Genomic DNA, 24670 nt, shown 5'->3' with positions numbered 1-24670 from the left:
TTTTACTTCTCAGCTTCTGCTGTTTGCAGTGGTTGTGGAGCAACATCGCTGCCCGGTCCGATACGTTGCAGACCATCTACGATCAGTTCTGCCCCATCCTTAAGACCTTCGGTCACAATCCAGTTGTTGCCTTGAGACTGTTCAATCGTGACGGATTTAGCAACGGCTTTGCCGTCTTCAACCACATACACAAAAGCCGAGCCGTCAGGACGGCGCATGGTTGCTTTCTGCGGAACGGCAATGGCTTGTGCCAATGTGCCCTGCTTCACCAGACCACGCACAAACATACCCGGCAACAGATCATGATCCGGGTTCGGGAACATGGCGCGCAAACGCACAGACCCGGTTGTTTCATTCACCGTCACATCAGAAAATTTGACCACGCCTTCATGCTTATACTTTTCGCCTGTGGCATCCATGATCAAGGACACTTCGATGCTGCCATCGTCAGACCCCTGCAAGCGACCGGAGTCCAGCGCCTGTTTAATCTTGATCAGACGCCCACCGGCTTGGGTCACATCCACATAGATGGGATCAAGCTGGGTCACGGTGGTCAGTGTTTGGGTCTGACTGGATGTCACCAAAGAACCTTCGTTAAATTCAGACGCGCCGATCTTGCCTGAAATTTTGGCGATGACCGTGGTGTAATTCATGTTGATTTCAGCCTGATCCACCTGGGCTTTAGCAGCAGCAACCGCCGCAGAAGCCTGCGCAAAATCGGCAACGGCGTTATCATATTTCTGCTGGCTGGACGCTTGAGTCTTGATCAGCTTTTTGTAACGATCGCGCGTTTTCGCCGCATAATTCAGGTTCGCTTGCTCACGCGCCAATTCTGCCTTTGCCGCGTCCAGCGCTGCTTGATAGACCGCCGCATCAATTTGATAAAGGGGTTGGCCTTTTTCAACCAAGGCACCTTCTTCAAACAGGCGTTTCTGGATAATGCCGTTTACCTGCGGTCGGACATCAACCTCACGAAAAGCTACGGTACGACCCGGCATCTCTTCAATCAGTTCAATCGTTTCCATTTTCAAAACGGTCGTATCGACAGGTGTTGCCCGTTTTTGTTGGGCCTGGGCTGATTGTTGTGTATCGCTTTCTGAACCGCACGAAGCGACCATCAGAGCCAATGCCGCGATACCGGCATATTTTAAGGATGCTCGAATAAACACCGGGAGTATCTCCATCATTATTTTTTGCGCCTGAAACCCCACATGGACCGTAGGGACAAGAAAAGATTGTGTGTTCAATAACGCCATATGTAAAATTTAACTGTAATCTACATCACTAATTATCACAGTTTTTTAAGGAGATGGGGATATTCCCTCGTTTTTCAACGTTAAAGCACTACGGGTGACCCCCATATGAAAGCCGTGCGTTAATCTCCTCAACCACAGCAGGTACATCTGCGATACTATCGACCACATAGTGCGCGCCTGCCTTGGATAACTTTTCAGATGCTGTATCAATCAGGGCTTGGCGTTGTGTTGCCTCCATAGCCTCGAACGCTTCTCGACTAAGACCAACCTCGTTGCCACGCGCCGCCACTGCAATTGTCCACGCCCCGGCATTTAAGCCTTCTTCCACATCCGCAACCGTATCCCCGATCTTGACCACCGCTTGCGGCGGATAAACATCCAGTTCAATCATATTTGCCAACAACAAAGCCGGCCCGGGTCGCCCCTTAGGGGTGTCGCCTGCGCAAAAGATGGCATCCGGCACATAGCCTGCCGTTTTGGCAGCTTTGCGACACGCTTCCATAATATCCGGTGTGTAGCCTGTGCAGGACCCGATCTTCATGCCCATGGCGCGCAACGCGTGGACCGCATCGACGGTGCCGGGGATCATATCGCAATAGTCTGCGATAATGCTGATCTGATGCGGCACAAAGTCTTTATAGACCTCATCTGCATCCGTTGCCTCAAAGTCCTTGCCGAACTTGGCTTTCCACAGGGCGTTGACGTCTGGATTGGTGCCGACAGCATAAATGTGGTCCCACTTGGGCCGCCCCATGGGTTCGCGGGCCTGTGCTTCGCTAACCGTGATCCCGCGGGCTTCAAACACCGCCTGAAACACAGCCGCCGGGGCGCGACACCCATGATCCATAACCGTCCCCGCCCAATCAAGGACGGCTGCTTTAAGGGGGCCACGATACGAACGCTGATAGGTAAAAGTCATACTGTTTCTTCCATTGTCAAAAAACTGTCGTTTGAGGGGGAAAGAAACATTGCCTAACCTATAAGTCAAATCACAGAATCCACACATAGATATAGAGCATGGCTATAAACCTCCCCCCAACTGAAATCTTTTCATTATGTCGCCACAGAAGGCAGCTTTACCAAAGCGTCTCGCCACATGAATGTCACCCAACCCACCGTCTCCGCACAAGTCCGTTTGCTAGAAGAAACCTACGGCGTACGCCTGTTTGAACGCAAAGGCCGCAACGTCCACCTGACCAGCCTGGGGGAAGAATTACACATCATCACCAGCCGCCTGTTTGGCTTGCAAGATGATGCAGAAGACCTGTTGGAAGGGGCACGCGCCCTTGAAAACGGGCATCTGGTTGTGGGCGGCGACAGCCCCCATTCTGCCCTGCCCCTCATCGGACATTTTCGCGAACGCTATGAAAATATTGGCCTTTCCCTGTCCGTCGGCAATGCGGAAGAGGCGCTGAACGATCTTTACGATTTCAAGACAGATGTGGCGGTTTTGGGCAATGTAAAAGGTGACCCCCGCCTGATTGCCCAGCCTTTATTGCGCATGAACCTCGTCTGCTTCGTCCACAAAAACCACGAATGGGCGAAACGCAAGCATATCTCGGTCTATGAGTTGGAGAATCAGCCCTTGGTCCTGCGTCATAAAGGATCCCTCACCCGCCGGGTCTTTAACGAGGCCATGGACCGTATGTCTATCACCCCAAATGTGGTCATGGAGATTTCATCACGCGAAGCCGTGCGTGAAGCGGTGGCCAATGGCATCGGCATCGGCATTGTGCTGGAAAATGAAACAGGCGTTGATACCCGCGTCGTCACCATCCCGTTTAATAACGTGAAAATGGACGTTACAGAATATGTGGTCTGCCTGAAAGAACGCGCGCGCCTCAGAGTCGTGCGGGCCTTTATGGACCTCGCCAAAGAATTCTCGAAAATTCACGCCAAATAAAAAAATGCCCCGTCTGCAACAAAACGGGGCATTTTTTCAACTTGGTTATTTAAACCGCCACGCCTGCGTTCGACGCAACATTTTGCGGGTCATAAAGCTGTAAAGCAACCTGACAGCCAGCGCCGTCATAAAGATCATCATCGCCATCGCCGCTGCCGGTGCGGTATCACCCACATCATCCATATTCAACACTGCAATGGACGCAAGTTTCGTGTCCGGTGCATACAGAAACACCACAGCCGATACCGTTGTCATCGCGTTCACAAACAAATAGATCGCAATATCCAACACCGTTGGCAAACAAACCGGCAGAGTCACTTTAAAGAAGGTCTTATAAAACGGTACTTTCAAAGATTGGGACACGGCCTCGATCTCTGGATCAATTTGTTTAAGGGCCGTGATCGCGGTTAAATGACTAACCGTGTAAAAATGCGCAACCGTACTCAGTACCAAAATGGCCATGGTGGAGTACAAAAAGTTCAACGGATTGTCCGGTGCATTAAAGAAAAAGATATAGGACAAACCCAAGACCATGCCCGGCACGGCCAGCGGCACCATCGCCAAAGCATGCAAGCCATTGCGCAACCAATTATGCTTGCGCCCTTTTTCCACCAGATACGCGGTTGTGAAGATAAAAAGGGACCCAAACAAGGCCGTTAAGGCCGCAAATTCCAGACTGTTGGTGTAGGATTGCCACCCATTTGGTTCAATCGCATTAAAGTCATAGTTTTTAAGGACCAACGTAAAGTCATAGGGCCAAAACTTGATTAAAGACGCCCAGGCCGCAATCCCGACAATCATCAGAATAAACAGGCTAACAAAGCTGCAATAGATCAAGAACAAACGGTCACGTCCCCTCTCTATCTTCGGCTGATAGGGCACTGCGCGCGACGACAGTTGGCTGACTTGGCGGCGTTGCGCCATCTGATCAGCAAAAAAGGCAAGACAGGCTGGCACCAACAAAATCATGCCGACGACCGCGCCCATATTAAAGTTCTGTTGGCCGACTACCTGTTTATAGATATCGGTCGCCAGCACGTTATATTGCCCACCGATGACCTTAGGCACCCCAAAGTCGGTAATCACCAGCGTAAACACCACAAACACGGCACTGATTAACCCATAGCGCACACCGGGCAAGGTCACGGATAAAAACATCTTTGTTGGTTTTGCGCCCAACGCCTGCGCGGCTTCATATAATCGAGCATCCGACGTAGACAGGGCAGTCAACAAGATCAGTAGCGCATGGGGGAAGACATAAAAGCACATCCCCAAGACAATCCCGATGGGGCCGTAAATACTCTCCCCCATCAACACGTCCTTAAAGATCCCCTGATTACCAAACAGGTACACAAGAGAAATGGCAGGCAAAAGCGACGGTGCCAGTAAGGGGGCCATCGCCAAAGCCTTATAAATCCCCTTAAAGCGCATGCAGGTCCGGGTCAGCCCATAAGCATATAAAAACGCCATCGGCACCACAATCACCGTCACCAGCAATGAAATGGTGATGGAATTATAGATGGAATTGGACAAAGCCGGTGTTGCGAAATAATCAAAATAGTTCGCCAGCCCAATGTAAAGACCATCCCCATCGGTGAAGGATTTGCTCAACATCGCCCAAAGTGGCATTAAAACAAAAAGCAACAGAAAGCCTGCCGCGAAATACAACATCGCGCGCATAATCCAGACATCAGGTCCGGTTTTCTGCACCGCCTTTCTAAGAGGGGCAGCGGGGCGAAGAACAGCGCTTGTCATTATGCGGATACCTCGACCTTTTCTTTTTCAGCGTCAAAAGTACGCAATCTTTCTGGCAACAGGCGCACGTAGATTTTATCGCCAAGACTAGCCTCCAGCTTCACAAATTCGTGACAACCGATATCTGCCATGATGGTTTTTGCCCCAATCCCCGGCACAGACAAATGCGTGCGATAAAAGGCACCTAAAAATTCCACATCCTGAATATAGGCTTCAAACATATCCGGCGCGGCCTGCGATTTAGGGCGACAAATAATATCTTCGGGGCGCAAACAGACTTTGGTTTGTGCACCCGTATAGCTGATCTGATCCAAACCAAGTGCCCCATCCTGATCCTTCACCGCATCAATCAGGTTAATGTTACCAACAAATTCTGCGACAAACGGCGTTGCCGGACGTTGATAAATCTCGGTTGGGGTGCCGATTTGTTCAATCTTGCCATTGCTCATGACCACGATGCGATCTGCCATTGCCAAGGCTTCTTCCTGATCATGGGTCACCATAATGGTTGTCACCCCTAACGTGCGTTGCAGCTTATGAATTTCGGTTCGCAAATGCTGACGCACTTTCGCATCCAGCGCGCTTAAAGGTTCATCCAACAACAACAAGCCCGGCTCACACGCCAAGGCGCGCGCCAAAGCCACACGCTGTTGCTGCCCCCCAGAAAGCTGGGCGGGATATTTTTTTGTGTGATCCTGCAAACCCACTGTTTCAATCAGTTCCGTAACGCGGGCCATCATGGCTTTGCGCGACGGGCGCTGCACACGGGGCAGGTTTTCCAGCCCATAGGCAATATTCTTTTCCACACTCAGGTTGGGAAACAGCGCGTAAGACTGAAAGACGATCCCGAAATCACGCATATTCGGCGGCTGGTTTGACACATCTTCGCCATTTTGAATGATCAGCCCCTGCGTCTGTTCTTCAAGGCCTGCGATAATGCGCAACAAAGTCGTCTTGCCGCAGCCACTGGGACCGAGAAAACAGATAAACTCACCGCGTTCAATAGTCAGGGAAACATCATCCAACGCTGCAAAGTCATCATACATCTTCGTCACATTCTCAATGCGAAGATAGTCCGGTTGCGGAAAGTGATCTGTTGGTTCTCTATGTGCCTTGTGCATGAGTCATGTCTCCAAAGGTCTTGGATAAAAAGCCACCAGCAAGCCCATCGGACTTGCTGGTGTGAAGTGGTGAATTTGGGAGAATTAGCCTTTAGGCTGAGATTTTTCATCGTAGCGTTTCTGCCACTCTTTCAAGATGCGCATCCGGTTGTCCGCAGCCCATGAGAAATCGTTGTCGATCATCGCGTCCGCAATCCCTGCCGGGAAGTTCTCAACTTCTTTGGCAACACCCGGCATCGCCACAACCGCATAAGCTTCGTTGTACATTTCGTTGGCTTGACGTGTGACAGACCAATCAGCCAGCTTTTGTGCCGCTGCCAGGTTTTTTGTGCCTTTAACGATGGCGAAAGATTCCAGATCCCAGCCCACGCCCGCAGTCGGGGCTACGGTTTCAACAGGGGCACCTTTGTTTTTCAACTGCGCGCCTTTATACGCAAAGGAAATACCGATCGGATACTCGCCGCTACCTGCCATTTTACACGGCTTGGAACCAGAGTGCGTGTAAACAGCGATGTTCTGATGCAGGCCATCCATGAAGTTCCATGCTTTTTCCTCGCCCCACATCTGCATCCAGGAAGACACGTCAAGGAAACCTGTACCGGACGAGTTCGGGTTCGGCATAACCACATGGCCTTTATAAACAGGCTTGGTCAAATCTTCCCACGTGGACGGCATCGGCAGATTTTTCGCTTCTGCTTCACGTGTATTCACACAGATAGAGGCGATCCATGCGCGCTGTCCCACCCAATGCGGCTGTGCGTTTTTGGTGTCGTACATTTTTTTGTCGAGCTTATCGAGGCCCTTCGGTGCGTAACCTTGCAACATACCTTGATTGTCCATCACCAACAGGCTGGTTGCTGCCAGACCCCAGATGATGTCCGCCTTCGGATTTTCTTTTTCCGCCAGCAATTTGGCTGTGATAATGCCGGTTGAATCGCGGACCCACTGGATGTTGACATCCGGGTTTTCTTTTTCAAAAGCAGCTTTAAAGCCAGCCAGTTCTTCCGGTTCGACAGCCGTATAAACAGTCAGTTTATCTTTCGCTTCAGCCATGCCCATTGTGAAGCCGAAAGACAGTGCAGTCACAGCCGCGGCTGTAAAAACGGATTTAAATGATTTACGCAACATTGAAATACCCAATTTGTGATCAGTTAAGATGAACTTCATAACGCTTCCCTTCGGGCATCGACCCTCGCCAAACGTTCTAGGGATAGCTAATCCTTCTTTCGTTACAGTCTCGTGGAATTCAGCTAAAACTTCTGTGACTCTTTTGAAGCCATTTCGGGCCTTTTGTCCTACTGCGCCCACGCCCCGAAAGCACGTGAACTCTTTATGACACTCCATAACGCGTTGTTATTCATAGGATTATCTAAAAGCCCCGGTAGGCCATAAACCCATAGATGATATCTATGTAAAATCAGATTTTATCCGCGTTGACTTATAATTAGACGCCTTCCACCATGATCAGACTGATTTTTAAGCAATGGTGCCAACATGACAAACCGCCCCGAACATTACCTTCTCACCCCCGGTCCGCTGACGACATCCATGCGTGTCAAAGAAGCCATGCTGACCGATTGGGGGTCGTGGGATGAAGACTTCCAAGCCCTGACCCGGCAAATGCGCGCAGGTGTCTGTAAAGCCGCAGGCGTGGATGACAGCTATACTTGTGTGCCCTTACAAGGCAGCGGAACCTTTGCTGTGGAAGCTGCGATCTCAACCTTGGTCGGGCGTACGGGGAAATTGCTTGTTCTGGTCAATGGCGCATATGGGGAACGGATCGTCAAAATCTGTACCTGCGCAGGCATTGCCTATGACACCCTCGCCACCCCAGAGACACAGGCTGCCAGCGCAGAACAGGTGGATGAAATGTTGCACAACGATCCAAACATTACCCATGTCGCCATCGTCCAGTGCGAAACCTCCATCGGGATCATGAATAAAACCGAAGAGATCGCCCAGACCGTCAAGGCACACAATCGCCGCCTGATCATTGATGCCATGAGTGCCTTTGGTGTGCTCCAACTTGATCCCGTTAAAGTCCCTTACGACGCGATCATCGCATCTGCCAACAAATGTCTGGAAGGGGTGCCGGGTGCGGGCTTTGTGGTTGTTAAAACCGATGCGCTAAAAGCCAGCAAAGGTAATTGCCCGTCCCTGAGCCTCGACCTCGTGGATCAGTGGGAATATATGGAAAAAACCGGCCAATGGCGCTTTACGCCCCCAACCCATGTGATCTCGGCTTTCATTCAGGCACTCGATGAATATGAAGCAGAAGGCGGTGCGAAAGCCCGGCTCGCCCGCTACACCTTAAACAAAGACACCTTGGTCGCAGAAATGCGCGCCGCTGGTTTTCAGACCCTGCTGCCCGATGAAGACCTGTCCCCCATCATCGTCACTTTTCTCGCCCCCGATGAGGATGCTTATGAATTCAAAGCGTTTTATCAAGCGGTCAAAGAACGTGGCTTCCTGATCTATCCGGGCAAAATGACCGAAGTGGAAAGCTTTCGCATCGGCTGTATCGGGCATTTTGACCATACCATCATGCGCAAAGCCGTGACTGCCATTCAAGGGGGATTACGAGCGATTGGCGTCACAAATTTCAGTGCAGGTCAATTGAACTCCCGCGCTGGATAAAACCTCAAAAGTTGAGAGACGTTTTTTTTTGGGATCGGCTTTGTAAAATCCGCCAAAGAGCTAAAATTTAAAACTGTTCCCAAAAGGTGCTTATCATTTGAAAAATCAATATGTTTTAGCCCGTCTCCTCCCTCCCCTCTCAAGATGGGTTCCTCCCCCCTCCTACCCTCCTTTAAACCCGTGGTTTAAATAAGCTTTTTCACCTCAATAAGATAAAAACTAAAGTTGCATTCCCCACGTTTCAACAGTATTTTACCCAGCGGTTTATGACGCAAAACTGTCATAAACCGCTTTTTATTCGCAACACAGTTTAAGAGATCGAGAAAGTAAGCCATGACGCATGAATTATCTTATGTGGATGTTGACCGCTATGATGACCTGTCCCGAACCGACTTCCGCAACGATTATCTTAAACCCGTGAAACCCGTTGTGATGCGTAGCTTTGCCAAAGACTGGCCTGCGCTTGAAAAATGGGATTATGACTATTTGAAAAAAGGCTGCGGGCAGGTAGAGGTTCCCCTTTATAGCGAAGCATTCGCTGGCAGTGATCAGGACTATCTCTCCAGCAGTCAGCGTATGCCTTTTGGGGAATATCTGGACCTAATCGCACAAGGTCCAACGCCGCTGCGCATGTTCCTGTTCAATATCTTTAAAGAGATGCCGGAACTCCGCGACGACTTCTCCTACCCCGATCTGGGGGTGCAGTTCCTGAAGAAACACCCGTTTTTGTTTGTCGGTGGGCAGGATGCCCATGTGGACATTCATTATGACCTTGACCACAGCCACGTATTTTTGACGCAAATGACAGGAACGAAACGCGTTGTCCTGTACCCGCGCGAAGATAGCCGTAAACTCTATCAGCATCCGCTGACCGTCTCGTGCAATATTGATTTTAGAAACCCTGACCTTAACCGCTACCCCAAGCTTAAGGAACTTCAGGGGTATGAGGCAATTCTGGAACCCGGTGACACGATCTTTATTCCAAGCTGCTGGTGGCACTTTATCGAATATAGCACCGCAGGGATCAGCCTGACCTTGCGCGCCCTGCCCGAAACTTGGGCACAACGCGCAGCGGGTCTCAACAGTATCTTTAAATTGAAAGTGGTCGACCAGTCCCTCAGCAAGCTGATCGGTGGCGCCAAATGGTACGATATCAAAGAAAAATGGGCACACGCCCGCGCTGAGAAAGTCTAAAAAGACTGTTTATTTTGGTTCGGGGTTAGGGTTTAAACTCCCCTTCCCCGACCAGCCATTCATGCCCTGCATCCACATAAGCATGCGCCCACTGGGTCAACTCTTTACGGTTGGTGAACTCGCTCACCGCGCGATCTGGATGGAAACACACATGCACATCCGCCCCTGACCCTGCAAAAAAGCGCCAAAAATGGGCAACCAGTGGGGTATCATCGAACCACGGATAAATCACCCGCTCCGGCAGATAACCTTTCTCGCCTTTTTCTGCTTCAACAGCTATCACCGTCACGGCCTGCACACGGCATTTTGCCGCAATCTCTTCATCAAAGACAAATTCCATCAAGGAAGATTTAAACGGCAAAATCACACTGCCGTCCGTGCTTGTGCCTTCCCCAAATAAGACCAATCTTTTATCCGGTAAGATACGATCGCGTAAATGCTGGATCTGCTCTCGTGATTTGATGGCACGACGTTCAACAAAAATCGTCTGACAACATTTTGCCAAAAAGCCGATCCCCGGCCAGCCCTTCACCTCGGACTTCGCGACAAAATTAACGCGTGCTAAGGAATTCAGGACCGGGATATCCAGATAGGACGTATGGTTAGAGAGCAACAAAAGTGGCTCCCCTTTACTCAACTCCCCATGCTGGATCACGCGGATACCCGATATTTTTCGCGCGCCCTTATGCCAAAACTGCACAATCCATGTGCTTGCACGGATCTTCAAGGCTTCCAACAACAAGAAAGGACCGATCCAGATCAAGAGCCAAATCAAAAGCAGGGAGAATTTCAGCCCTGCTTTGACATGTTGCCCCATACTTAAGGGACCGGGGGGTGGTGCCGGGTTTTCGGGTTTAAACACGTCCTAGAAATCCTTGGTGAACATCAATGTTAAGTTATCGTTCTGCTTCCAGTTGCCAAACAGGCTCATGCCGTCAATCCCGTCAAAACGGGTATAGCGCATGGAAAGCCGCGTTGAGTCATCAAACGAATATTCAAGCTTACTGGATAGCATACTATCACGCTTACTAAAGCCACGGGCAATATCCTGTGAAAAACTCCAGTCGTCATTAATTTTGGCAGTTGCCCCCACAAACAACGCATTCTGGAAAGCTCGACTATTAAAACTGGGGATACGATAGTTGTCATTGCTTTGACGGTTCACTGTCCGATCTGCCAAAAACTCGACAAAAAAGTTAAAGTCGGCAAGACCCAGCTTTTCAGCCTGATTGAACATATTAAACGACATACCGGTTGTAACCCGCACAAAGTCATCATCACGTCCGTCATCCGTGTCTTGATAAAGCGCTTCCATATAAAAACGCTTGCTGTCCAGCGGCCACGAAATACCGCCAAACAGGTTGCTGGCATAGGGATATTCCGTCTGGCTTACGCGAGCATCAACATCATACTTGGAGACTGAATATAAAGACTGCGCGCGCGAGGCACCAAGGAGGTAGTCAAACCTATCCGTAGTCCCCTCCCAGATCAGCGACACATCGGGCTTATCCGTGAAAATGGTGTTCCCCTCGCTTGTGACATTGCCACCACCACCGCCGCCAAACCCAAACCCGGCGACTTTATCCGCTTCAATTACGCCACTGCCGTTGACACCGCTCCAGCGGGTATTTTCCGGCGGCTGGCCGGTCGATGGATGATAAGGCATCACCGTGACATTCAGGTTCCCGCTGTCAAAAAAGCGCTGCCACTGGAGCAACCAGTTCCCTGTACTCACATTATTCAGCGGAAACGTGTAATCCCCGAGATTAAAACGATTGAGCAAAGTCATTCGTTCGGCAAATTCGTAATTCTGCTTCCACTTACCGACTTTAATCGTGGAGTTGTCCCCATCCCATTGCAGGCCCAGTTCGATCAAATCCACAAAAGGCGAACGCGCCTTACCTTCATGCGGGCCGACCAGCACACCCGACAGGTGAGAAGGTGTTCCCACATGGGCATAGCCGGACGCAACCATACTGAGCTGATCATTCAGATACATCTTGGTTTTTGCAGAATACAAAAACGAGGCTTCAAAGTTATTGTTGCGCTGTCCCTCTTTCGCTTCCTGCGAAAAAGCGGTTGTGATGGCCTTCACCGAATGAGTGATATCCAGCCCTTCCGCTTGCGCCCCGCTACAGAGGCCAAGGCTCAACACGCCAAAAACGGTGCAAACACCCGCCTTCAATCTTTGCTTCATTTTTTTCTCTCGTTTGCTTGCAACAGACGATCGGACAAAATACGGCCAATATTGTGATAGACACGACTGGACAGGAAGGGGTTAGTCAGTTGCATCCGTTTCAGGATGTCCTGATCGACTTCAACCAGCCAGCATTTTTCTTCGGCAATCACGCTAGCAGAACGTGGTGTCCCTGCCAACAGCGACATTTCCCCAACCGTATCGCCTTCCACCATTTCAGAAATGCGTTTTTCTTCGCCCGTATCCGTCTTGATATAGACACCGGCCTTACCTTCCAGCAACAGCATCATGCTTTTGTCACTCTTGCCCGCAACGATAATCCGTTCGCCCGGGTCAGCATAGCGCTGCACCGAACTCAGGATCAAATCACGAACCTGACGCTGCCCCATGTCCTTAAACAACGGGAACGAATTCAGCATTTTTTTAGGGATACGTTGGATCACCAAATCAAAGATGCCCACAAAGTTCAAGCGGGTCATCAACAAAGGCGTGACAAACAGGTCAATCACCAATGCCATCAACAAGGCTGTCCCCATCAACAGACCAAACACTTGGGTATAGTAAAGGCTTGAGACTGTCTGAGAATAGAACGCAAGGGCCAACGCAAAGGTGGTGGTCAATACCGCCGCCGCTTCGGAACGAATGGTGTGGCGGGCCGCAAAACGGGGGTTCGCAATATGACGGCAGCTTTCCTTATAGCTGCTCAACATATGAATAGTATCATCCACCGCAATCCCGATTGAGACCACAATCACGATAATCAAAGGCGGATTCATCGGCAGACCAATCGCGCCCATCAAGCCCAGCGTCAGGATTGGCACGCAAATATTTGGCAACGTCGCGCCCAGCCCCGCTTTCAAGGACGAGAAGATCATCGACATCACAACGTAAATAGAGCCGACAAGGAACAACAGACTAAACATCTGTGACGAAATCAGGCTTGTAGCCGTATAAGCCGCCAGCGGGGACTCCCCGGTTACATCCCCGACCAACCAAGGCGGCAACTTTTCATCAAGAATCGCCTGAATTTGACCAATGAGGGCCAGCAGTTCTTTGGTGTCACTAATCGTATGCTTCACTTTAATGGTAGCGTAACGGAAATCCCTTGTGACATAGCTTTCAATATCACTACGCTGCAACATCATGAGGAATTGATCCACCTGATCCGCTGTCTCCGGCGGGATGGTTTCCGGGTTGCCCCACACATGGTTGATATGCGCCAACTGCCCCGCAAGCGAGGTTGCCATGGTCACGCCGGGCAACTTATCAATTTCCTTGCTGATCTCAAACATAATACGCAGCGCTTCAGGGTCACGCACATGCTGATCGCGTTGGCTGTCGATCAGGACGGCGAGGCCTTCAAGTCCCCCCAAGCGATCTTCACTAAAACGATAATCTTGGATAAACGGATGGCTGTCGGTCAACGCATCTAACGGATTGTTGGACACTTCAACCTGTGTCGCCGCGCCAATCCCCAGGGCGCAGACAACCGCAAACGGTCCGACAAACAAAATCGGGCGCTTGTAAATACGGTCAAATGCGCGTGCCATTTTATAAGACACAAGGCGCAGGTATTTGTGCGGACGACGATTTTTCTGATGCTTGCTATCCCCAAAATAGTGATAAAAGGACGGCGCGAGCAAAATGGTAATCACACCGTTTGCAAAGATTGCAAAACTCGCCATGATGCCAAAATCACGGATCGCAGGCACATCACTGATCGCACTGACCGCAAAGCCTAACGCGGATGTCCCGGCGGTCAAGACCGTTGGCAACCCCACATGCTTAATCATATAGCGACGCGCAGCATTGATATAGTCACGGCGCGACAGGTCCGATTTCTCCCCATGGGCTTTACGCAAACCTTCCATGTAGGAAGCGAAGAAGTGCATATCTTCGGTCGAGCCGAGCGCCAGCAGGATCACGGGTGCCAAGCTGCCCAGCATATTCAACGGAATACCTGTCCAGCCAAGGAAACCGAAAGTCACCACAGTCGATAAAACCGCCGTAATAATAGGCAGAATAAAGGCTTGCGGACGCTTGGTACTAATCCAAAGTCCACAAATAAGCATAACAATCAAGAAGCCGAACATCGGCGGCATTTCCGCAATGAGAACGTCTGTTGTTTCAGAGTTCAAACGCGCCCCGCCAATTACGGTGATGCGATCAAATTTCTCGCGATAGTCTTTGACGATATTTTCGACTTCATCGTTGATGCCGATATCATCCACCGTCCCTAAAATATAGGACGGCGTGGTCAACACAACAACAAGCCCACGCCCATCCGGTGCAATATACTGTCCCTTAAAGAACGGGTTCTTCAAAGCGTAGTCGCGGGCCTGCTGGACTTCTTCAGGCGTCTCCGGGATTGGGTCAAGCAAGGCACCGGAGGCAATATCACCCCCTTCATCATGCACATCACTGGCGGTAATCAGGCTTTCCACTTTAAGCGTGTCCGCCATATCCCCCAGATCATAATGAAAGTTTTCAAACTCCTGCAGCTTTTCTGTCGTCCAAAGATCTTTATCTTCCACAAGCAGGATGGTTGTACGATCTGACCCAAATAACTCGATAAAGTCGATGTAGGTTTCACGATGTGGATCGTTATTGCTGATCAGGCTTTGAATACTTGTGTCCACGGTCATACGCGGCACACCAACGGCAAACGCCGTTGTTACAATCAACAATCCCATAAGGCAGAGCAGTGGATGCCTAAGGATAGGTCCAAAAATTCGATAAATATCCATTCACCGACCCTTCAAAAGTCGTGGTTGTTTTTATAAAAGAAGAAAAAGGCTTAGCGCATATACTTGCCGGTGGTAATCCAACGGTGCTGGAACATTTTTTCGTCCACCATTTCTTCTTCCAGACTACGAGCTTTAACGATCATTTCCGTACTTGTATTTTTATCCAATGTCGTCATCAACGTCCGTTTTGGACGCATTGCTTGTTCTGTCACCACAACCGGGTCAAAGTTTCGCTGAACTTTGGAATGTTTTTCCCGACGGTCGAAGAAATCGACCTGAACGATGAAATAAGTTTCTTTGGACAGATTAAAAATCCGCCACGCATAACCGGTTTCTTTTTTCACATCTTCACCGATCGGCACAGCTTTCACAACGAAGGTCGCTTCGCCATCCACTTCTGAATCCGCCAGACGTTCGTAGCTAAAATCGTCGCGATCATCTGAGGTCATATCTTCATAGGTAAAGTCGGTCCCCAAGAAAGGCTTCCGTTTGGAAGACCCGGCCGTACGCTTCAGCTTGCGGCTAACCGCCGGCAGGTAGGTCCACTGATCATCAGAACGCCCTTTGTTTTGCCAGCTCAACAGTGCAACGCCTTTTACACCGGCAGGCTCATCAAAGACCGTAAGATATTTAAACAAACCGCCGTCCCCTTCTAAGGAGAAGCGACGCAACTGGCGTTCTTCAAAGACATTGCCGTTTTCTGCCAAAGTCATGTCCAGTTCTTCAAACTCACGTGGCAAATCGTGTCGGTTTGACGACTCGTCCATGATCTGACGGCCCGTTAATTCTTGTGCCTGCACCGCTGTCTCAGCAGACAACGCCATAACAAGGCTTAAGGCACCAATAAACGCCTGTTTAAACATGTTTAATTACTCCCACCCGTTGAGCTAGAGGCTGATCCGACCAGCCATTTTTCTAAAGTACTTCTGATAAGAGGCGGGCACTTTCGCCACCTCCACCATGATCAAAATATCCAGTGTTTTAAATTCGGGATCTAGGGCAACCCCGTCAGCTATTTTCCCGCCAATCTGCAAATACGCTTTAATCAATGGCGGCAGGTTTGCCATTGCAGCTTTTGGTTCCACCTTTTCAGGTGGCAGTAAATTCATGGATATATATTCCAAAGACCTCGCACCCTGTCCTCCCTCAAAGAGGTGATTATGATGCAAATAGGCCAATTCGTTGGATATATTCATCGGCTCTGTTTCATGGAAACTCGCGCAGCCGAACAAAAACTTGATATCGTAATCAAGAATGAATTTTGTAATGCCCTGCCAGATAAGCTGGATCGCATTCCCGTCACGATAGTCCTTGTGCACACAGGACCGCCCGACTTCCATACAGCCTGTATCAAACTGCTGTAAAAGCGCGATATCAAATTCGGCCTGTGCGATGTACCCTAGATCCGTTGGACACTGATCCGACAACATCAAACGAGTCGTGGCAACAACTTTGTTGCCAGCACTCTCGTCCACAACCATGAGGTGCTGGCAATGAGGATCGAACCGATCACTGTCTAGCCCTAATGCGTGCATATCAGATGTGACAACCGCACCAAATTCCGTGAAAAAAACGTCAAATCTCAAACGTTGAATAGCTTCCAAATCGGCAGGCGTCCTGGCAATCTGGAGAGACAAGCTGCTATAACTCATTACAATATATCAAGTTGTTATTTTTTTAGAAAACACACATAAGACTTATAATCAATGCAAAGCAGTATTACAAAAATTAAACCTATACAATTTTAATTTATACTTATAAAAATAATTAAACTCAATAATAGATCTTTAATCGCCTCATGGTAGTCTTAAAACATTGTTCATCCTGTGACATTTATCACACCCACTCTTCAGCTTTTACGATAGTAACGTCACAACTCAACGACACTGTCATGAAATTGTAAAAAAACTGAAAAATACCCAACATAAGTTACCCGACAGGGCGACTGCGCTACCAAACTATAAGGAATTGATGCAACATGACTAAACAAATGACTCGCGAAGAAGTGACAGAGTTTCTGTTCAGCAAAGAATGGGTGCCGGGCGTAACGCTTGATGAGTCTTCGCTCGACAAAACATTTTCTGAAGTCGGTCTGGACTCACTGGACCTGTTGAATGTCATTGTCGAATTTGAAGACGAACTTGAAATTGATATCGATATCAATGGAGAAGAAAATATCAGTACGCTCAATAATGTAATCGATCTCATCTTGCGCATTCAAGCAGATCCTAAAATCCAGCAAGTAGGTTAAGAATGGTCCAACCGTCTACTCCCCCTCAGCATGACATTGTCATCACAGGCCGTGGTGTCGTTTCTGCTTTCGGGCACAACATCAGCGCATTCGAAGAAAAGATTTTTGGTGCAGCCTGCGCCATCGCAAGCATCGAAGATTTAAACGATCAGTTGCTTTTCAAGACAGGCGCGCCTGTACGAGATTTCGACCCAAATCAATCCATCAACCCACGTGAGTGTCGCATGATGGACCCTTTCTCGCAGTTTGCCGTCCACGGAGCACTTGATGCACTGAAGGAAGCCGGCCTATCGCTTGATGAAGATGCAGACGACGGGATGGACCGCAGCCGCTTGGGCGTTGTCACCGGATCTGCCTGCGGCGGGATCTCCACACTGGAAACACAATATAGCCGCCTATATCTGAAAGGCTCACGCAAAGTGTCCCCGATGACCGTCCCGATGGTCATGGGCAGCGGACCGGCCAGCCACATTGCCAAAGCTGCAAATGCACGTGGTCCCGTTTTTGGTGTGACCAGCGCATGTGCCAGTTTCAACCACGCCCTTAACAGCGCCCTTTCTCTCTTAAAAGAAGGGGCTGCCGACGTGGTTATTTGCTGCGGGACCGACGCAAACTTCGCCCATGGCAACCTTAAAGCTTGGGAAGCGCTTCACGCTGTCTCTCCCGACACTTGCCGCCCCTTCTCCATCGACCGCAAAGGGTTAAGTATGGGCGAAGGCGCAGGTGTCATCGTCTTGGAAAGACTGGATCACGCCCTAGCACGCAAAGCCAAACCTTTGGCAAAAGTTTTGGGTGTGGGTATGAGCAGTGATGCAGGCAACCTTGTGGCACCCGATGCGCAAGGTATGTATGGCGCCATGAACAATGCGCTTCGAATTGCCGACCTAAGCCCCTCAGACATTGATTACATCAACGCCCACGGTACAGGCACCAAAGCCAACGACCAAACGGAAAGTGAAGCTGTCTGCAAGCTCTTAGGCAAGCAGAATGACGCCACCCCGCTTTCCTCCACCAAATCCCAACTAGGCCATGCCCTTGGAGCTTCTGGCGCCTTTGAAATGCTGGCGACGATCGGTGGTATCTTGCGAGAAACCATGCCGCCAACCGTCAACTTCACCCAAGCAGACCCAGAGTGTCCGGTCAACGTGATCGCAAACACCGCACAACCCGCAAAGATCAATATTGCCCTGAGCAACTCCTTTGCCTTTGGCGGTCTCAACGCTTCTGCAGTGATCCAGAAAGCCTAAAAGAAAAGCCCTTTTCCATCACCGGAAAAGGGCTTTTTTAGGGTTAGGCCGTCACCAGCTTTGCCGCACTTGATCCGGCGATTTGCCCCATCACCACAGCGCTGAGCAAGCCGTTGCCCGACAGATACCCACTGTCGTTGGAACCGGAGACACCGCGGGCGGCACCCCCTGCGGCAAACAGGTTGCTAAACACGGAGCCGTCCTGCTTTTTAACCCGCGCCTGTACATCCACGTCCAGACCACCTTGGGTATGGAACAACGCCCCCGTGACCTTGATCAGATAATAGGGTGCGTTAAGGTCAAGCTTGGTGTCAAACTGACGCCCAAAGGCATCCACTTGCTCCCCCCTTCGGCATTTTTCCATATCCGCAAAAGTCGCTTGCAAGGCGTCCACGGGCATATCCACCCCTTTTGCAAGGTCTGCCAAAGTCTCAAACGTCTTGACCGCGCCCGTTTCAAAGGCATTACGGTAATCTTCAAACTTCAGCAGCTCTTGATGGATACGCTCATCAAACAGGTTGTAGGCAATACCATCCGGTTGACGCAGCACATTTGCCGCCTGTTCAGAATAACCGTTATTTTCGTTGGAGAAACGTTCCCCAAGCTGGTTGACCTGAATGCCGCCTTGCATCATCACCGCCCAGCTGATCAAAATCTGATGCGGTGTCGCGAGCGACCCGTGGCCTTGATACGCACCCAAATCCTGTGTGGCAGCTTTCAGTTTTTCGCCCCACAACAACGCATCCCCCTGATTGCCTTCATGACCGTAATAAAGACCGCCCTTCATAGCTGGGATAAAGCGTTCCACCAGTTCAGGGTTGCCGCCAAAACCATTACAGGCCAACAGCAAAGCCTCACAGCCGATGCGTTCGACCTGTCCGTCAGGGCGCGTATAGACAACACCTTTGATGCGATCTTCCTCACCCACGCATAGGGTTTCCACCTGCGCATCGCAAATCAGCGGGATTTCGGCATTTTCAACGGCTTGTATCAAACAGGCCATCAATTCTTCCCCGGTGCGCCGGGGCGTGCAGTGCATCCTCATGCGCGTATGTCCGGGGTACAAAAACCCTTCCACCAGTTCAAAGGGGATGTTGTGCTGATCCGCCAACCATTCGATCACAGGGCCGGAGTGCTGACTTAAGGCATCAACAATAGCGGGGTCAGCCTCATGATGGTTTTTCCCCATAATATCCGAGGCCATAATCGCGGGCGTGTCGTCCACGCCGCATGCCTGTTGATATCGGGTATTGGATGCAGGGATAAAACCCGACGACATAAAGGTACTGCCGCGCGGGAACGGATCACGTTCCAACACCACACACTCAACGCCCTGATCTGCCGCCGCCAACGCCGCAACCAGACCACACGCCCCACCACCGATAATGACTAAGGGCATGTCGAAGGCGAAGTCTCCCTCGCCTTCTTTCACATACTCAATCGTATTCATGGATCAGGATTGCCCTTTAAAGCTATCCAGAATGTCACCGGTATTGGCTTGCCAGATGTCATCAGAGGCAGCGATATGGGCCAGCACTTTTTCCACACAGCCAATACGGTGCGGCTGACCGACCAGCCACGGATGCAGGTTAAGCGCAAACAGGCGCCCGCCTTGCTCGTTGGCTTCAGCTAACAGATAATCAAAGGCATCGATGACCTGCTGTGCCCAGCTATCTTCCGAATGAAGGTTGTTGCCCAAGACAAACTGATCTTCAATCTCGGTTGACAGCGGCATGACGTGCAGATTTGACGCTGGTGTCTTAAACTCATAAGGCATATCGTCGTTGATCCAGTCACAACAATAGTCAATGCCATTTTCCGCCAGCAACATCATGGTGTTTTCGCTCTGGTTTTTAGCAGGGCTTAACCAACCACGCACAGGCTGACCGGACAATTCCCGCAAGCGATCAACGGATTTTTTCACCAGCGCACGTTCTTCTTCCAGATCCTGCCCACCATAATGCAGGTGATCCATGTTCCAACCATGGCAGAGGATCTCGCCCTCTTCCTTGAGCAAACGGTTCAACAGATACGGGTTCTTTTCCGCGAGATGAGTGTTGATCGCAAAGGTCGAGGTGATGCCAAACTTTTTATACGCTTCCAACAGACGGAAGATACCAACACGATTGCCATATTCACGCAAAGAAAAATGACGTAAATCAGGGTACGGCATGGTCATTCCATTCGGTGTTTTAAACGGAATGTTGCGTTGGTTCAGCGGATAGAATTCCAGCGTGGTGTTGATCCACACCGCCAGCTTTTTACCTTCCGGCCATATGACTTTTGGGCGATCCGTCAGCATGGACCACTCATAAAAGTCATGATCGTGACCATAGGCGCGTTTCGGATATTCCAGATAACTTTTGTCCAGAGCCATGATCTATGCCTCCTGTTTGCGCGCGATATCTGCCAGCGCTGCATCATAATAGTTGTCGAGATAATATTGCGCGATCTCACGCCCTGTGGCGACCCAGACGTCAGGATGTCCGGTGATATACTCCAAAGCTTCCTCAAACGCTTTCATGCGATGCGGGCAGCTGACCTGATAGTTGTGGGTCGGAATACACATGACCGTGCCCGATTGCGCGCCTTCCTGATACAGGCGATCAAAGTGGCGTTTCAGCATGGTGCCATACTGACGTGGCTCAACTTTATTAACCGCATAAACGATGGTGTCGTTCATTTCTAAGGAATACGGCATGGAGATAAAGCGTTTGCCATTTCTGACCCGCACCGGGGTCGGTTGATCGTCATGGAACAGATCGCACGTATAGATACCAGCGTCATCACCGAACAACTCGCTCCCGACTTCGGCAAACAAGTCCAATGTATGTTCCGTGTGGGACAGGGCCGGAGCAAGGTAGCCTGCGCACTTTTGCCCCGTGTGCTTATAGATCGTCTCGATACTATCAAGGATCATCGCATGTTCCTGGGCTTCATCCATCCCATAGGAATAGCGTGTGTTGTAAATCCCGTGGCTGAAAAATTCCCAGTCGCGTTCTTTACACAGTTCGATAATTTCCGGGTGATGCTCACACAAAGCAACGGACAGAGAGATGGAACCGCGGATGCCATATTTTTCCAGCAATTTCATCTGGCGCATATGGCCAACGCGGTTACCATAATCACGAATACCATAGCCTGCCAGCGCCGGATGGGGCTGTGGCCACGGTTTACGTTGTGGATTTTGCGGGGGATCAAGCTCATAGAACTCGATATTCGGTGCCACCCAGAAAGCGACTTTCGCGCCATTGGGCCATTCGATTTTCGGGCGATCTTCATAGGCCCAGTAGTCGAAGAAATTCAGGTCTTCTTTCATCTTTCCTCCACGGGCGACTGCTTCAATCGCATCACCCCCGTCTTATCTTTATTTTGAACCGTCGATTTTACCGTCAAGCCAGCCTTTCACATCGGCAACTTCCATAACGTCCGCATATTTAAGATGCAGGTCCGTCAGGTTGGCAAAGTGATAGCTTTCATGCTTATCAGACACACATTCCATCGGGACAATGGTGCGATAACCGCGGGACAGGCTGTCTACTGCCGTTGCACGGATACAGCCGGATGTAGAACCACCCGTGATGATGACCGTATCAACCTTATGCCAGACCAACAGGGATTGCAGCGGTGTTTCAAAGAAAGCAGACGGCATACGTTTGGTGTAAATCACGTCGCGGGATTTATCGATGTTCAAGCGATCATCAAATTCGCTGCGTTCGGAACCATACTTGATGTTTTGCAAAGAATCAGGCGTGTCTGTGCGTGTGCCCCAAACGCCGGCATCTTCCGCGCTATCCAAAAAGGCAACATGGGTCCAGACAACCGGCCAGTTCAACTCCCGGAAACGCTCTGCCAGCTCGTTGGTGTAATCAAGCTGCTTCGGGTCGGTTTCGTAAGCTGTTTTAAACAGGTCCGTGCGTGTGTAGGCTTTTTGCGGGTCAACATTGACAAGAACCGCTTTTTCACCAAACCCAAACGGCACACGCTGCGGGTTTGCCATCACATCTTCAAAAATTTCTCTGGCTGTTTTATCGCTGGTAATCATTTACTTGTCTCCTTCGTATTTTTGTCCCATCGCCAACATCTCTGCGGTGCCGAGGAATTCGTTCAACTGTGTGAAGTTCAGCATACGATCACGGAAGTTATCCGTTGTGCCGTCCTTTTTAAGGGTCGCGAAAAATTCAGAGGCCATAGCCGTCACCGCGCGCACCAATGCACCGGGGAAAATCACCAGCGAGAAACCCAGCTCTTGCAGAATTTCAGCATTTTTAAGCGGTGTATCACCCCCTTCAACCATATTCGCCATAATCGGAATTTCACCGTTCAGGGCTGTCATGATTTTCTGGATATCGTCATCACTACGAATCCCTTCAACAAATACCATATCCGCGCCGCACTCTTTAAAGGCCAAGGCACGTTCAATAGCTTCGTCAGTGCCGATCACGCCCAAAGCATCCGTGCGCGCCACAATCAATGTATCTTCGCTTTGACGGGCATCAAGGGCGGCTTTCAATTTACCAACCATCTCGTTCAACGGGATCAGGTTTTTACCTGCCAAGTGACCACAACGTTTCGGGTAGGTCTGATCTTCCAGCTGGATAGCGTTTGCGCCTGCGCGTTCCAACATCTTAACGCAACGCATGGCGTTTAGGGCATTGCCAAAACCGGTATCACAATCCGCCACGATGGACAGGTCGGTCCGGTCACGGATACGCCATAGGCTGTCCGCAATTTCTGTAAAGCTCAGCAAGCCGATATCCGGCTGACCCAGTTTTGTGTAGGCAAGGCTGGCACCAGACAGATAAACGGTGTCGAACCCTGCACTTTGCGCCAGTGACGCACCAAGCGCATCATAGACACCGGGGGCCACCACAATCTCTTTTGCGTGCAGCTTGTCTTTAAGTTTCACTGTAGAAGTAACCATCTATACTATACCTATTTATTATTATCTGGTGTGTGGAGTGCCAGATCGTTCCAGACATCCTGTTGAACGATCAAACCGTCACGAACAACGAAACGGTCGATAAAGCGAACATTCTCGAAAAGCACATCATTCTTCCAACGCCCTGCCAGCATACCGTGGCAATAGACCACGACACCGCCGTCTTCTTTAGCCGCTGTCGATACATCTTCAATGGTCTTGGTGACAAACTGGTAACGGTCTTTCGCCCAGGCAATCAGGTCTTCAAAACGGGTCATTTTGCCGCTGCCAGGAAATTCCATTACAAAATCGGATGAAATCATGGTCCGTGCCTTTTCAAGGTCACGTGCTTCCATGGTTTTTAAAAAATCGAGCACCAGCGCCTTTTGCGGCCCCATATCCTCGACAGTTACGTTTTGGGTCATCCGATTTGCCTCCAGTTTATCAACACTGACTTATTTACATCCGAGCAGGATTAGGCAGTTGTTTTTTTAAATGTAATGCTCCATTATTTTATGATACATTGAAATGTATCTTTGGCAATACATTTATTTGTATTGGATTTCTATTTTTTAATGTTCAAGGCAGTCTCATTCTGCAAGGAAGCTAACAGCATGGCGCACTTAAAAGCACTCGGTGACTCCAAGACAGGTACAAAACATCACCAGCTCTACCTTCTCCTAAAGGATGAAATTGTCAGCAGCCGCTACCGTGCGGGCTGCAAATTGCCGGGGGAACTGAAGCTTGCCGAGACTTATGGCGTATCGCGCGTGACCGTGCGTGCCGCCATCAAAGCCCTTGCCGATGACGGACTTGTGGACCGCAAACCGGGCCTTGGGACAGTCGTAAACGACTCGGTGGTCAAAAGTTCGGTCATGCATGCGAGTATTGCAGACCTTTTCCCCTCCCTTGAGCGTATGGGCCGCGACTCTCAGGTGCGCCTGCTGGAATTCGCCTATCAAATGCCATCGCGCGCTGTGCGCGAAGAACTAAAACTTGGCGAAGAACAAAGGGTTCAGCGCTCCGTGCGTATCCGTCTTCTTGATGGTATTCCGTTCTCTTATCTTATTACACATGTCCCGGAATCTATCGCGGACAATTATAATGAGGCTGATCTCGCCACCACACCACTGTTCCGCCTGCTGGAAAAAGGCGGCATCAAGATCGATAGCGCCAAACAACATATTTCCGCCGTCCTTGCGACACAGGAGATTGCAGAATCGCTTGAAGTCCCGGTTGGCTCCCCCCTTATCTACCTCAATCGCGTCGTTTATGACGTGAACGGGGTCGGCGTTGAATATCTCGACGCTTACTATCGCCCTGACAAATACCAACTGCGCATCGACCTAAACCGTACAGGTGACGGGGATTCCCGCCGTTGGACAACCGAGATTATTTAAACGTTACATTTTTTTGATAAATCAGCTTGCTAAAGAAATAC

Annotated in this window: 22 protein-coding genes; 6 read left to right on the top strand and 16 right to left on the bottom strand. The window is 50.1% G+C overall.

Translation table 11 applies throughout. The annotated features are described in order from the left end of the window. Nucleotides 1-2: 2 nt before the first annotated feature. Both Q397_RS0107875 and phnX read right to left on the bottom strand, forming a co-directional pair. The gene (locus tag Q397_RS0107875; RefSeq protein WP_240475043.1) at nucleotides 3-1187 is read right to left on the bottom strand and encodes an efflux RND transporter periplasmic adaptor subunit; all 1185 of its coding nucleotides are present in this window, start codon (nucleotides 1185-1187) and stop codon (nucleotides 3-5) included. A 157-nt stretch (nucleotides 1188-1344) separates the two neighbouring features. Next, the gene (gene phnX / locus Q397_RS0107870; RefSeq protein ID WP_028878950.1) at nucleotides 1345-2175 is read right to left on the bottom strand and encodes a phosphonoacetaldehyde hydrolase; all 831 of its coding nucleotides are present in this window, start codon (nucleotides 2173-2175) and stop codon (nucleotides 1345-1347) included. Nucleotides 2176-2295: 120 nt separating this feature from the next. On the opposite strand from phnX, the gene Q397_RS0107865 reads away from it, so the two are divergent. Then, nucleotides 2296-3159 (top strand): LysR substrate-binding domain-containing protein, encoded by an 864-nt coding sequence (locus Q397_RS0107865; RefSeq protein WP_028878949.1) that lies wholly within the window; start codon nucleotides 2296-2298, stop codon nucleotides 3157-3159. 45 nt (nucleotides 3160-3204) lie between these two features. Here Q397_RS0107865 and Q397_RS0107860 read toward each other — a convergent pair whose 3' ends face one another. From Q397_RS0107860 to Q397_RS0107850, 3 genes are all read right to left on the bottom strand, one after another. Further along, nucleotides 3205-4914 carry a putative 2-aminoethylphosphonate ABC transporter permease subunit gene (locus Q397_RS0107860; RefSeq protein WP_028878948.1) on the bottom strand — a complete coding sequence of 570 codons (1710 nt, stop codon included), beginning with the start codon at nucleotides 4912-4914 and terminating at the stop codon, nucleotides 3205-3207. Beyond that, nucleotides 4914-6035: a putative 2-aminoethylphosphonate ABC transporter ATP-binding protein gene (locus tag Q397_RS0107855; protein WP_051609819.1), complete on the bottom strand. Its 1122-nt coding sequence runs from the start codon at nucleotides 6033-6035 to the stop codon at nucleotides 4914-4916. The genes Q397_RS0107860 and Q397_RS0107855 overlap by 1 nt, the downstream gene beginning before the upstream one ends. Nucleotides 6036-6119: 84 nt before the next feature. After that, entirely contained in the window at nucleotides 6120-7202 is a 1083-nt protein-coding gene (locus tag Q397_RS0107850) for a putative 2-aminoethylphosphonate ABC transporter substrate-binding protein (RefSeq protein WP_240475042.1), read from the bottom strand. 327 nt (nucleotides 7203-7529) lie between these two features. Between Q397_RS0107850 and Q397_RS0107845 the strand changes: the two genes are divergently transcribed. Both Q397_RS0107845 and Q397_RS0107835 read left to right on the top strand, forming a co-directional pair. Then, nucleotides 7530-8672 (top strand): 2-aminoethylphosphonate--pyruvate transaminase, encoded by a 1143-nt coding sequence (locus Q397_RS0107845; RefSeq protein WP_028878945.1) that lies wholly within the window; start codon nucleotides 7530-7532, stop codon nucleotides 8670-8672. A gap of 333 nt (nucleotides 8673-9005) precedes the next feature. Then, complete coding sequence (locus Q397_RS0107835; RefSeq protein WP_028878944.1) at nucleotides 9006-9866, top strand: cupin-like domain-containing protein; 861 nt, start codon at nucleotides 9006-9008, stop codon at nucleotides 9864-9866. 25 nt (nucleotides 9867-9891) lie between these two features. Here Q397_RS0107835 and Q397_RS23995 read toward each other — a convergent pair whose 3' ends face one another. The 5 genes from Q397_RS23995 to Q397_RS21585 all read right to left on the bottom strand — a co-directional run bounded on the left by Q397_RS23995 (nucleotide 9892) and on the right by Q397_RS21585 (nucleotide 16462). Continuing rightward, nucleotides 9892-10728 carry a lysophospholipid acyltransferase family protein gene (locus Q397_RS23995; protein WP_156950657.1) on the bottom strand — a complete coding sequence of 279 codons (837 nt, stop codon included), beginning with the start codon at nucleotides 10726-10728 and terminating at the stop codon, nucleotides 9892-9894. A gap of 3 nt (nucleotides 10729-10731) precedes the next feature. Further along, nucleotides 10732-12063, bottom strand: a complete 1332-nt coding sequence (locus tag Q397_RS0107825; protein ID WP_028878943.1) for a hypothetical protein — start codon at nucleotides 12061-12063, stop codon at nucleotides 10732-10734. After that, nucleotides 12060-14756, bottom strand: coding sequence for an MMPL family transporter (locus Q397_RS0107820; protein ID WP_028878942.1), 2697 nt, complete (start codon nucleotides 14754-14756; stop codon nucleotides 12060-12062). The genes Q397_RS0107825 and Q397_RS0107820 overlap by 4 nt, the downstream gene beginning before the upstream one ends. A gap of 104 nt (nucleotides 14757-14860) precedes the next feature. Next, nucleotides 14861-15673, bottom strand: coding sequence for an outer membrane lipoprotein-sorting protein (locus tag Q397_RS0107815; protein WP_051609817.1), 813 nt, complete (start codon nucleotides 15671-15673; stop codon nucleotides 14861-14863). Nucleotides 15674-15697: 24 nt separating this feature from the next. Continuing rightward, complete coding sequence (locus Q397_RS21585; RefSeq protein WP_051609816.1) at nucleotides 15698-16462, bottom strand: GNAT family N-acetyltransferase; 765 nt, start codon at nucleotides 16460-16462, stop codon at nucleotides 15698-15700. Nucleotides 16463-16788: 326 nt separating this feature from the next. Here Q397_RS21585 and Q397_RS0107805 point away from each other — a divergent pair, with 326 nt between their 5' ends. Further along, on the top strand, nucleotides 16789-17061 hold the full coding sequence (locus Q397_RS0107805; RefSeq protein WP_028878940.1) for a phosphopantetheine-binding protein: 273 nt from the start codon (nucleotides 16789-16791) through the stop codon (nucleotides 17059-17061). Nucleotides 17062-17063: 2 nt separating this feature from the next. Then, entirely contained in the window at nucleotides 17064-18308 is a 1245-nt protein-coding gene (locus Q397_RS0107800; RefSeq protein ID WP_028878939.1) for a beta-ketoacyl-[acyl-carrier-protein] synthase family protein, read from the top strand. A gap of 43 nt (nucleotides 18309-18351) precedes the next feature. On the opposite strand, the gene Q397_RS0107795 is transcribed toward Q397_RS0107800, so the two are convergent. From Q397_RS0107795 to Q397_RS21580, 6 genes are read right to left on the bottom strand one after another with little or no spacing between them, the layout of a single operon-like run. Continuing rightward, nucleotides 18352-19758, bottom strand: a complete 1407-nt coding sequence (locus Q397_RS0107795; protein ID WP_028878938.1) for an FAD-dependent oxidoreductase — start codon at nucleotides 19756-19758, stop codon at nucleotides 18352-18354. A 3-nt stretch (nucleotides 19759-19761) separates the two neighbouring features. After that, entirely contained in the window at nucleotides 19762-20685 is a 924-nt protein-coding gene (locus Q397_RS0107790; RefSeq protein WP_028878937.1) for a polysaccharide deacetylase family protein, read from the bottom strand. A gap of 3 nt (nucleotides 20686-20688) precedes the next feature. Next, nucleotides 20689-21627, bottom strand: a complete 939-nt coding sequence (locus Q397_RS0107785) for a polysaccharide deacetylase family protein (RefSeq protein ID WP_028878936.1) — start codon at nucleotides 21625-21627, stop codon at nucleotides 20689-20691. Between the two features lie 48 nt (nucleotides 21628-21675). After that, on the bottom strand, nucleotides 21676-22353 hold the full coding sequence (locus Q397_RS0107780; protein WP_028878935.1) for an isochorismatase family protein: 678 nt from the start codon (nucleotides 22351-22353) through the stop codon (nucleotides 21676-21678). Further along, complete coding sequence (locus Q397_RS0107775) at nucleotides 22354-23232, bottom strand: isocitrate lyase/PEP mutase family protein (protein ID WP_038013098.1); 879 nt, start codon at nucleotides 23230-23232, stop codon at nucleotides 22354-22356. Nucleotides 23233-23243: 11 nt separating this feature from the next. After that, entirely contained in the window at nucleotides 23244-23654 is a 411-nt protein-coding gene (locus tag Q397_RS21580) for a nuclear transport factor 2 family protein (protein ID WP_051609815.1), read from the bottom strand. 189 nt (nucleotides 23655-23843) lie between these two features. Between Q397_RS21580 and Q397_RS0107765 the strand changes: the two genes are divergently transcribed. Continuing rightward, a complete protein-coding gene (locus Q397_RS0107765) occupies nucleotides 23844-24629 on the top strand; it encodes a GntR family transcriptional regulator (protein ID WP_028878933.1) in 786 nt (261 codons plus the stop codon). The last annotated feature ends 41 nt before the right edge of the window (nucleotides 24630-24670 follow it).

Source organism: Terasakiella pusilla DSM 6293 (genome assembly GCF_000688235.1).
Classification (GTDB): domain Bacteria; phylum Pseudomonadota; class Alphaproteobacteria; order Rhodospirillales; family Terasakiellaceae; genus Terasakiella; species Terasakiella pusilla.
This window is presented reverse-complemented; position numbering and strand designations above follow the sequence as displayed.

Bases quoted from the DNA above. Each gene is read 5' to 3' on its own strand.
- Q397_RS0107875 (WP_240475043.1), bottom strand. From the start codon at position 1,187: ATGATGGAGATACTCCCGGTGTTTATTCGAGCATCCTTAAAATATGCC.
- phnX (WP_028878950.1), bottom strand. From the start codon at position 2,175: ATGACTTTTACCTATCAGCGTTCGTATCGTGGCCCCCTTAAAGCAGCC.
- Q397_RS0107860 (WP_028878948.1), bottom strand. From the start codon at position 4,914: ATGACAAGCGCTGTTCTTCGCCCCGCTGCCCCTCTTAGAAAGGCGGTG.
- Q397_RS0107855 (WP_051609819.1), bottom strand. From the start codon at position 6,035: ATGCACAAGGCACATAGAGAACCAACAGATCACTTTCCGCAACCGGAC.
- Q397_RS0107850 (WP_240475042.1), bottom strand. From the start codon at position 7,202: ATGAAGTTCATCTTAACTGATCACAAATTGGGTATTTCAATGTTGCGT.
- Q397_RS0107845 (WP_028878945.1), top strand. From the start codon at position 7,530: ATGACAAACCGCCCCGAACATTACCTTCTCACCCCCGGTCCGCTGACG.
- Q397_RS0107835 (WP_028878944.1), top strand. From the start codon at position 9,006: ATGACGCATGAATTATCTTATGTGGATGTTGACCGCTATGATGACCTG.
- Q397_RS0107825 (WP_028878943.1), bottom strand. From the start codon at position 12,063: ATGAAGCAAAGATTGAAGGCGGGTGTTTGCACCGTTTTTGGCGTGTTG.
- Q397_RS0107820 (WP_028878942.1), bottom strand. From the start codon at position 14,756: ATGGGATTGTTGATTGTAACAACGGCGTTTGCCGTTGGTGTGCCGCGT.
- Q397_RS0107815 (WP_051609817.1), bottom strand. From the start codon at position 15,673: ATGTTTAAACAGGCGTTTATTGGTGCCTTAAGCCTTGTTATGGCGTTG.
- Q397_RS21585 (WP_051609816.1), bottom strand. From the start codon at position 16,462: ATGAGTTATAGCAGCTTGTCTCTCCAGATTGCCAGGACGCCTGCCGAT.
- Q397_RS0107805 (WP_028878940.1), top strand. From the start codon at position 16,789: ATGACTAAACAAATGACTCGCGAAGAAGTGACAGAGTTTCTGTTCAGC.
- Q397_RS0107800 (WP_028878939.1), top strand. From the start codon at position 17,064: ATGGTCCAACCGTCTACTCCCCCTCAGCATGACATTGTCATCACAGGC.
- Q397_RS0107795 (WP_028878938.1), bottom strand. From the start codon at position 19,758: ATGAATACGATTGAGTATGTGAAAGAAGGCGAGGGAGACTTCGCCTTC.
- Q397_RS0107790 (WP_028878937.1), bottom strand. From the start codon at position 20,685: ATGGCTCTGGACAAAAGTTATCTGGAATATCCGAAACGCGCCTATGGT.
- Q397_RS0107785 (WP_028878936.1), bottom strand. From the start codon at position 21,627: ATGAAAGAAGACCTGAATTTCTTCGACTACTGGGCCTATGAAGATCGC.
- Q397_RS0107780 (WP_028878935.1), bottom strand. From the start codon at position 22,353: ATGATTACCAGCGATAAAACAGCCAGAGAAATTTTTGAAGATGTGATG.
- Q397_RS0107775 (WP_038013098.1), bottom strand. From the start codon at position 23,232: ATGGTTACTTCTACAGTGAAACTTAAAGACAAGCTGCACGCAAAAGAG.
- Q397_RS21580 (WP_051609815.1), bottom strand. From the start codon at position 23,654: ATGACCCAAAACGTAACTGTCGAGGATATGGGGCCGCAAAAGGCGCTG.
- Q397_RS0107765 (WP_028878933.1), top strand. From the start codon at position 23,844: ATGGCGCACTTAAAAGCACTCGGTGACTCCAAGACAGGTACAAAACAT.